Source organism: Anaerovorax odorimutans DSM 5092 (assembly GCF_000426305.1).
GTDB lineage: Bacteria > Bacillota > Clostridia > Peptostreptococcales > Anaerovoracaceae > Anaerovorax > Anaerovorax odorimutans.
In genome coordinates this window covers 20,997-29,487 of the sequence record NZ_AUFC01000034.1, presented here as the reverse complement: position 1 = coordinate 29,487, position 8,491 = coordinate 20,997, and the positions used below count along the sequence as shown (strand labels likewise).

Genomic DNA, 8,491 nt, shown 5'->3' with positions numbered 1-8,491 from the left:
ATTCAATCAGAGGGAACTTTTGGAATAATAAAATGGAACAGGTCTTACAAAAGACTATTTAGGAGAGGACTTAAAGGAGTAATTCTTGAACTTACTTTAATTTCTTGTGGTTACAACTTATATAAATATCACAATAAGCGAAATCGAGTTGCATTGGTGGCATAATAGAAATCGAAAAATAGCCTTCAAAAAGATAACTCCTTATTTTGTGCACTCATTTTTCAATGATATATATTGAAAGCACTATAAAAATTAAAAATCCATCATCATCGAAATTATCTCCGATGATGATGGATTTTTTTAGAGACTTATTTTACAGCCCCTTTTATATAATGTCAGCATTATGGCATTTGACTAACATCCTAATTTAATTTTATATATTCTGCCGGATTTATTGATTTTCCATCTTTAATTATTTCAAAATGTAAATGTGGTGGATCCACACTTTCAAATAAGGAAGAATTTCCTATGCCACTAATAATATCTCCCTGTTTTACAACATCTCCAATACCTACTTCTTTTGTTGAATTTAAATTACAATATTTTGATGTAATTCCTTCAGGATGTAAAATTTCAATTGTTAAACCAAGTTTATCATCAGTATAAGCTTTTGTCACAGTTCCATCAGCAATGGCCACTACATTAGTATCTGCCGGTGCCTCAAAATCTATACCTGTATGAATAACATACTGATCTAATGTCATCGAATAAACAGGTTCATCTTTAGAATAACCTACTGTTACAGTTCCATCAACAGGTAAAATATAGTTAATAATTGCGCCTTCTGTCTTTGCCTCTGATTTGTTACCTTCATTACTTGATTGACTGTCTACTGTAGGTACAGGATTTACTACATTTTTTTCTAAATTTTCACTTTTATTTTCTTTTGCAATATTTAAATTACTTTGTTTTTCCACCTTAAGCTGCTCAAAACTAGATCTCATTGTAAAAATTGATGCAATAGCTAAAACACAAAAACATAAAACTAATGCCACTGCAACTTTATCATTTGGTCTTTTATTTAATATCATATAAATACACCTCCAATTGTATTATTTCCCTGTTATTGAGAATTCATACAATGAAGGCTTTTAAAATTTATATTCTTTTTTATAAAATCAATAATGCAAAAATAGGAGAAACAATAGCTACTAAAGTACCTGTAATTGCCATAGCTAAACTGCTCATAGAACCTTCGAGTTCTCCTTCTTTAAAAGCCCTGGCTGTTCCTACAGCATGACTCATGCTTCCTATCGCTATTCCTCTTGCGATTTTATTTTTTATTTTCATTAAATCTAATAATTCGGGTCCAAATACTGCACCTATTAAGCCTGCTATAACAACAAGCGCTACAGTAAGAGAAGGAATTCCTTCAATAATTTTAGAAACTTCTATAGCAATTGGATTTGTAGCATTTTTAGGAAGCATTGTAAGTAAGATTTTATCATCGGTCCCTATTAATTTTCCTATAATAACCATAGATCCCATAGTTGCAACAGTCCCAGAAATAACACCTGCAATAATTGGCAATGCATGTTTTTTTAAAATGTGTAAATTCCTATATAAAGGAACTGCTAAAACTACAGCTGTCATTGGAAGCAAATAATTTAATATTGCATTTTGTTCATAGTATTCCTCATATTTTATACCTGTGACATTTAAAAATATAATAATTAATACTGATCCTAATAATATTGGCTGCAAAATAGTTAATTTAGTTTTATTAAATATATATTGCCCAATGCCATAGCATCCTATAGTCAATATCATACCCGAATACGGATTTGATAAAAAAAATTCATGCATTTTGATTTCCTCCATTTTTCTCATTTAAGCTTATAAAAATCTCTGTTACTTTGCCAGCTGCAAACAGACCAATAAAAATACTTACTAATAGAGGTACAAGTATTTTAATTAACTGATGTCCGATTAAATTGAAATGTACCATAATTCCTACTGTGGGAACTACAAAAAATACGGAAAGGTAAGTTATAATAAAATCACTGATTTTTTCCACTTGCTTAATTTTTACTATTCCAGTGCAAAGTGCTAAAAATAATAAAACAAGTCCTAAAACATTGGCAGGTATAGGTATATGAAATAAAGAAGATAAAAGATATCCTAAAAAAAGTGAACCTAAAATAATAAAAAACTGTTTAACAATCATATTATTTCCTTTCTTTTTATGTGTTTACTGCTGTACATACTTGTTTATATGTTCTCAAATTTAATTCCAAATAAGTATTTTAACATAAAAAACTTGCTTGTATCAACTTTTTCTAATATAATTATTAGCAATTATTAATAAATTAAATTGAGGTGAAATGATTATGGCAAATTATAAAATGGCAGAAGCTAATTCAAGAATAATACCTTTAGAAGATAAGATTTTTGGTATTAACAAATTAGCAAAAGAAATGATTGCAAAAGAAGGTGCTGATAAAGTTGTTAATTCAACCATAGGTTCACTTCTTGATGACAATGGAAATCTAGTTGTCCTATCCTCTGTTGTTGATGTATTAAAAGACCTAACTCCTACAGACTATGCTGATTACGCTCCAATCGCTGGAACTCCTGATTATCAAAGAGATATTAAAAAAGCTGCTTTTGGTAAATTTCAGCCAAAATGTTATACTGAAGCAATTGCCACTCCCGGGGGTACAGGTTCAATCAGAAATACAATACAGAACTATTCAAAAAGAGGCGATCAAGTTTTAACTTCTGATTGGTACTGGAGTCCTTATAGTACAATAGCTCAAGAAATTGAGAGAACGATAGCAACTTATACATTATTTGACGACAAGGGAAATTTTAATATTTCTTCTTTTGATAATAAAGTAAACGAATTACTATCAAAACAAGATGGTCTTGTAATTATTATTAATACGCCAGCTCACAATCCAACAGGTTATACTTTTACTGACGATGATTGGGATAAAGCTCTTGAAAGCATTAAAAATGCAACAAAAAATGGCAATAAAAAAGTTACGCTTTTAGTTGATGTTGCCTATATTGATTTTGCAGGAGATGCCGACAAATATAGAAGTTTTTACCCTAAATTAGAAAATCTTCCTACAAATATTTTAGTTATTATAGGATTCAGTATGTCTAAAGGCTATACAATGTATGGTATGAGAAGTGGTGCCATGATTTGTATGACAAGTGATAAAGAAATTGCAGATGAATTTAAAACTGTTTGTTCCTTTTCATGCAGAGGCTCTTGGTCAAACTGTACAAGAGCGTCAATGGTAGTTCTATCTAAAATTTTTGCTGATAAAGCTTTGCTTGATAAAGTTACTGCTGAAAGAGAAAAATATTGTCAAATGCTTGTGAAACGCGGAAAAACATTCCAAGCTTCAGCTGATGAAGTTGGATTAAATACAGTTCCGTTTGATTCTGGTTTCTTTATTGTAGTTCCTTGTGAAAATGCAGAGGAAGTAGGAAAAGAACTTCAGAAATCAGGAATTTTTACTGTACCAATCGGTAAAGGACTAAGAGTTTCTGTAGCTTCTGTATCTGAAGCAAAATGCAAAATGCTTCCTGCAAAAATGCTTGAAGCTATTAACAAAGTTAACGCTTAAAAAAATAATCAAATAAAAATAATATTTTAAAAGGTATAGCAAGTTTTTCTATAAAACTTACTATACCTTTTTTCTTGTGATTTTTTATATCATAATTTTAAAATCTTGCTTTGCAATAATTTATATTCTTCCCTAAAGACTTAAATTTATCTTCATATTCTGTTGTAACGTTTTTAGATAAAAAATTCGAATTATGCAGATCATCTGTATACTCTAAAATTTGTAAATTATTATCTTCAAACTGCTCCATGGTAAAAGCAAAAAGTAAATCATTATCGCTTTTAAATTGAATAAAAGAATGTTGCTTTAAAATTTTTCTATAGCCCTCTAAATATCTTTTATGAGTAAGTCTGCGTTTTGCATGCCTGTCTTTAGGCCAAGGATCACTAAAATTCAAATAGATTCCATCCAGTTCATTTTCATCAAAAAACTCATTTATATTTCCTACGAATTCTCTTACAAAAAAGATATTTTTTAATTTTAATTCTGTTGCTTTTTCAAGTGCTCTTAAAAGAATTGAACTCTGACCTTCTATTCCTATATAGTTATTCTGCGGATTCTGCTCTGCTAAAGTCATAATAAATTGTCCTTTACCACATCCCAATTCTAAATATATATCATTATTATTTCCAAAAAGCTCTCTCCATCTTCCTATATAAGATTTAGCATTTTTTACTAGATATGCATCGTTCATTTGTAATTTTTCTTTTTCATTTTTTACTTTTCTTTGTCTCATTTACACTCCATTTTCATTGATATAAAAACTACTCTCTTAAGATAAACTTTAGTATTAATTAAAAATCTTTTTATATTTGTCCAAATATTTTAATAATGGATATCCTATTGCATAACAAGAAATCAACTCTCCTAATCCAACCCAAAGCATACATGCCGGCAGAGGAAACGGTACTCCATATGCAAAATATAACATACTTCCTATTATAATAGCATTTGCTATTATTGGCGGAAGGGGAACTAAAATAGGTTTGAATCTCAAAAAATACGATCCAATTGCTGCAATTAAGGTTGCACCACTGCCAAATATCATATCTATTATTCCATATGGTCCAACAATATTTGATACAAGACAACCGATAAATAAACCCGGTATCGCTGCAGGAGTAAAATAAGGAAGAATTGTTAATGCTTCAGATATCCTTACTTGCATTATACCGTAGCTAAATGGCATAAGTGATATAGTTAATACCGCATAAATTGCTGAAATAATCGCAGCTTGCATTAAAAATTTTGTGTTTTTCATTTTCTAACCTCAAGTATATAATTTAATTTATATCTTGCATGATTCTTTGAAGAATATTGTCTATGTCACCTCGAAATACACTTATGAAAAATGCTTTAATATACGCTATTTATTATTAAAAATATATTCTTTGCAATAAAATTATTGCTACAAAAACAATCATGAGTAAAAATGCAGCTACATCTTTACCTTGTAATTTCATTTCATTCATTCTTGTTCTGTCATCTCCACCTTTATAACAACGCGCTTCCATTGCCATTGCTAAATCCTGTGCAATTCTAAATGCACTTATAAATAAAGGAACAAGTAAGGGAATAAGTGCTTTAGCACGTTTTATAATATTGCCGCTTTCAAAATCAGCTCCCCTAGCCATTTGTGCTTTCATTATTTTATCTGTTTCTTCTAAAAGTGTGGGAATAAAACGAAGGGCAATGGTCATCATCATAGCCAGTTCATGTGCCGGAACACCTATTTTTCTCAAGGGTCTCAACAATTTTTCTATACCATCTGTTAAATTGATAGGCTTTGTAGTTAAAGTTAGAAGAGATGAGCCAATAATAAGTAGCACAAGTCTGACTCCCATAAAGACTGCGGTATAAAGACCTTCTTTCGAAATGGTTAAAAACCCCAAACTAATAAGTGGCGTTCCCTTTGTCATAAACATGTTTATGGTAAACGTAAATATAATAATTAAAAAAATAGGTTTTAATCCTTTAAGTATAAATTTTAAAGGTACTCTTGATATAATAATAGTAGTACCTAGCGCAATAGTAGCAATAAGATATCCCAAAAAATCTTTTACTAAAAATAATGTTATAATAAAAATAAATGTGCTTATTATTTTAGTTCTGGGATCCAACTTATGAATAATGGAACTTCCTGGGTAGTATTGTCCTAATGTAATATCACGAATCATTCTTTTTCTTTCCAATCATTTAATTAAAATTTAAATTTAATTATTATTTAAAATATTATAAAGTTCATTTTCAACTTCTTCAACTGTAAGTGGTTTTGAAGAAATATTAATTCCTTTTCCCTTTAATTTACTTATAAATTCTGCTGCGGGGGGCAAAGCAAGTCCTAAAGATTTTAAAAGATCTTCTTTAGAAAAAACATCTTCAGGAGATCCGCATAGTGCCAACCTGCCGCCATCCATTACGAGTACTTTGTCGGCTAAGGCTGCAATATCTCCCATATTATGAGAAACCAAGATAATTACATTACCTTCTGTTTTATGAATTTTTTCTACCATTTTCAGTATATCGCTGTGAGCTTTTGGATCTAAACCTGCTGTAGGTTCATCTAATATAAGAACTTGTGGCTTCATAGCAATTACTCCTGCAATAGCAACTCTTCTCTTTTGCCCTCCTGAAAGTTCAAAAGGTGAACGCAGCGCTATTTCTTCATAATCAAGCCCAACAAGGGAAATAGCTTCCTTAACTCTCATATCAGCTTCTTCCTGGGAAAGACCTAAATTAAGAGGTCCAAAAGCAATATCCTTATGTACTGTTTCTTCAAAAAGTTGATATTCAGGATACTGAAAGACCAGTCCAATTTTACGTCTAATATCTCTCATTTTTATATCTTTACTTGTAATGTCAACATTATCAATAATAATTTTACCAGATTTTGGTTTTAAAAGTCCGTTCAAATGTTGAATTAATGTAGATTTTCCTGAACCTGTATGCCCAATGATGCCTACAAATTCTCCGGGCTTTACATTAAAGCTGACATCTGTTAATGCTGAAGTCTGATATGGCATACCTTCACTATATATATGAGTTAAATTCTTTACTTCTATTAAATACATATTCAATTAAATCCTCTTCAGAGATTATATCATCAGGAATAATAACCCCTCTCTTTCTTAATCTGTATGCTAATTCTACTGCCATAGGTACATCTAATCCTATTTTTTTAATCTCCTCTACATGGCGAAAAACCTCTAAAGGGGTCCCGTCTAATATTGATTTACCATTTTCCATAATTATTACTCTGTCTGCTTGTGCTGCTTCATCCATAAAATGTGTAATGAGAAGTATTGTAATTCCCTCTGAATTCAATTTATGAATTATTTCCATCACTTCATTTCTTCCATGAGGATCTAGCATTGCAGTAGGTTCATCCAAAATAATGCATTGTGGTTTCATAGCAACTACTCCTGCAATGGCAATACGTTGTTTTTGTCCTCCTGACAATAAATGTGGTGCTTTTTTTCGCTGTTCATACATGTTTACGGCATTCAGCGACATATCCACTCTTTGTCTTATTTCTGTAGGTTCTATGCCCAAATTTTCAGGTCCAAAAGCCACATCATCTTCTACTATGGAAGATACAAGCTGATTATCGGGATTTTGAAATACCATTCCTGCACTTTGACGAATATCCCAAGTTTTTGTTTCATCTGAAGTATTATTCCCATTTACATAAACAGCTCCGCCGCTTGGAAGTAATAACGCATTTAAATTCTTTGCAAGAGTAGATTTTCCTGAGCCATTTTTTCCTATAATGGCAACAAAACTCCCTCGTTCAATATCAATGGAAATGTCATTTACAGCTTTAACAATTTCATTATCTTCTTCTCTTTTATATTCAAATATCAGATTTTCTATCTTGATAATATTATCCATCTATTGATAAACTCTCTTTCTTGCTTCTGATACAAGCCAAGTACATGTATCAAAAAAAGATTTGCTCTTTACCTTATCCGTATAATCTAATGCATAGTCTATACTTTCCAGATAATTGAAATATTCTTTTAGCACCCAAGCTGTTGTTGAGTCAGGATTCTCTTTTACAAAATTTTTCATAGCAATTTTAGCTTCTTCAGAAAATTCTTTACTATTTACATCAAATATAGGAGAACTGTTTGTCCCCATTATTATAGTATTTATATAATTTCCATAAATCCATTGAGCATCTTCTTTTATTAGATTTTCGTCTTTATTTTCTTCTATAAATTTTTCAATATTATAAGCCCTTTTTATTATTTCATCCCATGAAATTTGCAATTCTGTATTTACTTCCATAGGTTTTTCCTGTTCCATAGCTTTATAATTATATAATTGCGTTAATTCAGAATTAATATATGGGGAATATTCCTCTATAAAATCCTTATAGTTAATTCCATCATTTCCTTTATTATTCAGTATATATTCTTCATATTCTGCCACCATATGGCTAGCATTATCCTTTTCTAATTTGGATAAATATTTATTTAAAAAATCATTAATCTCTTCAATATTTTTTTCAGACGCCGGTTTATCAATCATTTTCAAAAATTCTTCTTGTATATCCGATTGATTTTCACCGCATCCCCCCGCTGTTCCTGCAATTAAGGTGATGATTAGTATCGCTACTAATATCCTTTTCATTAATTATTCCTCCTTGTCTTTATCAATACGGTTTTATACTTCATTACATTATACAGTATAATTTATTTAAATACAACTGAAAGGCACTGACTTCCTAAAATCTTACAATTTATTAATATCTATTTTAAAATTATTAATAATTACTACATTTAACTAATTTAGTGTATTTTTATACCATAAATTTCTTTATGTTATTGATTATATTATTTCGTTATTATATACTTAATATAATTATAAAAGTATATGAATATTTAATATATTTAATAATTAGAGAA

The 8,491-nt window shown here is 30.1% G+C and carries 11 protein-coding genes; 2 read left to right on the top strand and 9 right to left on the bottom strand.

The genetic code is table 11. From position 1 onward, the window contains the following. Positions 1-165 (top strand): transposase, encoded by a 165-nt coding sequence (locus K292_RS19585; protein ID WP_281168543.1) that lies wholly within the window; start codon positions 1-3, stop codon positions 163-165. Between the two features lie 197 nt (positions 166-362). Here the strand turns inward: K292_RS19585 and K292_RS17015 are convergent, their stop codons facing one another. The 3 genes from K292_RS17015 to K292_RS0111535 form a co-directional block, all read right to left on the bottom strand. Further along, the gene (locus K292_RS17015; RefSeq protein WP_051280693.1) at positions 363-1,031 is read right to left on the bottom strand and encodes a M23 family metallopeptidase; all 669 of its coding nucleotides are present in this window, start codon (positions 1,029-1,031) and stop codon (positions 363-365) included. A gap of 79 nt (positions 1,032-1,110) precedes the next feature. After that, complete coding sequence (locus K292_RS0111540) at positions 1,111-1,806, bottom strand: LrgB family protein (protein WP_027399957.1); 696 nt, start codon at positions 1,804-1,806, stop codon at positions 1,111-1,113. Beyond that, positions 1,799-2,167 (bottom strand): CidA/LrgA family protein, encoded by a 369-nt coding sequence (locus K292_RS0111535; RefSeq protein ID WP_027399956.1) that lies wholly within the window; start codon positions 2,165-2,167, stop codon positions 1,799-1,801. Before K292_RS0111535 ends, K292_RS0111540 begins: the two co-directional genes overlap by 8 nt. A gap of 163 nt (positions 2,168-2,330) precedes the next feature. Here K292_RS0111535 and K292_RS0111530 point away from each other — a divergent pair, with 163 nt between their 5' ends. Then, positions 2,331-3,581, top strand: a complete 1,251-nt coding sequence (locus K292_RS0111530; protein ID WP_169515462.1) for a pyridoxal phosphate-dependent aminotransferase — start codon at positions 2,331-2,333, stop codon at positions 3,579-3,581. Between the two features lie 97 nt (positions 3,582-3,678). On the opposite strand, the gene trmB is transcribed toward K292_RS0111530, so the two are convergent. From trmB to K292_RS0111500, 6 genes are all read right to left on the bottom strand, one after another. Next, complete coding sequence (gene trmB, locus K292_RS0111525; RefSeq protein WP_027399954.1) at positions 3,679-4,317, bottom strand: tRNA (guanosine(46)-N7)-methyltransferase TrmB; 639 nt, start codon at positions 4,315-4,317, stop codon at positions 3,679-3,681. A gap of 54 nt (positions 4,318-4,371) precedes the next feature. Next, positions 4,372-4,842 (bottom strand): QueT transporter family protein, encoded by a 471-nt coding sequence (locus K292_RS0111520; RefSeq protein ID WP_027399953.1) that lies wholly within the window; start codon positions 4,840-4,842, stop codon positions 4,372-4,374. Between the two features lie 115 nt (positions 4,843-4,957). Then, positions 4,958-5,758, bottom strand: coding sequence for an energy-coupling factor transporter transmembrane component T family protein (locus tag K292_RS0111515; protein WP_027399952.1), 801 nt, complete (start codon positions 5,756-5,758; stop codon positions 4,958-4,960). Positions 5,759-5,794: 36 nt separating this feature from the next. Further along, on the bottom strand, positions 5,795-6,652 hold the full coding sequence (locus K292_RS0111510) for an energy-coupling factor transporter ATPase (RefSeq protein ID WP_037373129.1): 858 nt from the start codon (positions 6,650-6,652) through the stop codon (positions 5,795-5,797). Further along, positions 6,612-7,472, bottom strand: a complete 861-nt coding sequence (locus tag K292_RS17010; protein ID WP_051280692.1) for an energy-coupling factor transporter ATPase — start codon at positions 7,470-7,472, stop codon at positions 6,612-6,614. Before K292_RS17010 ends, K292_RS0111510 begins: the two co-directional genes overlap by 41 nt. Then, positions 7,473-8,216 carry a hypothetical protein gene (locus tag K292_RS0111500; protein ID WP_027399950.1) on the bottom strand — a complete coding sequence of 248 codons (744 nt, stop codon included), beginning with the start codon at positions 8,214-8,216 and terminating at the stop codon, positions 7,473-7,475. Positions 8,217-8,491 lie beyond the last annotated feature (275 nt).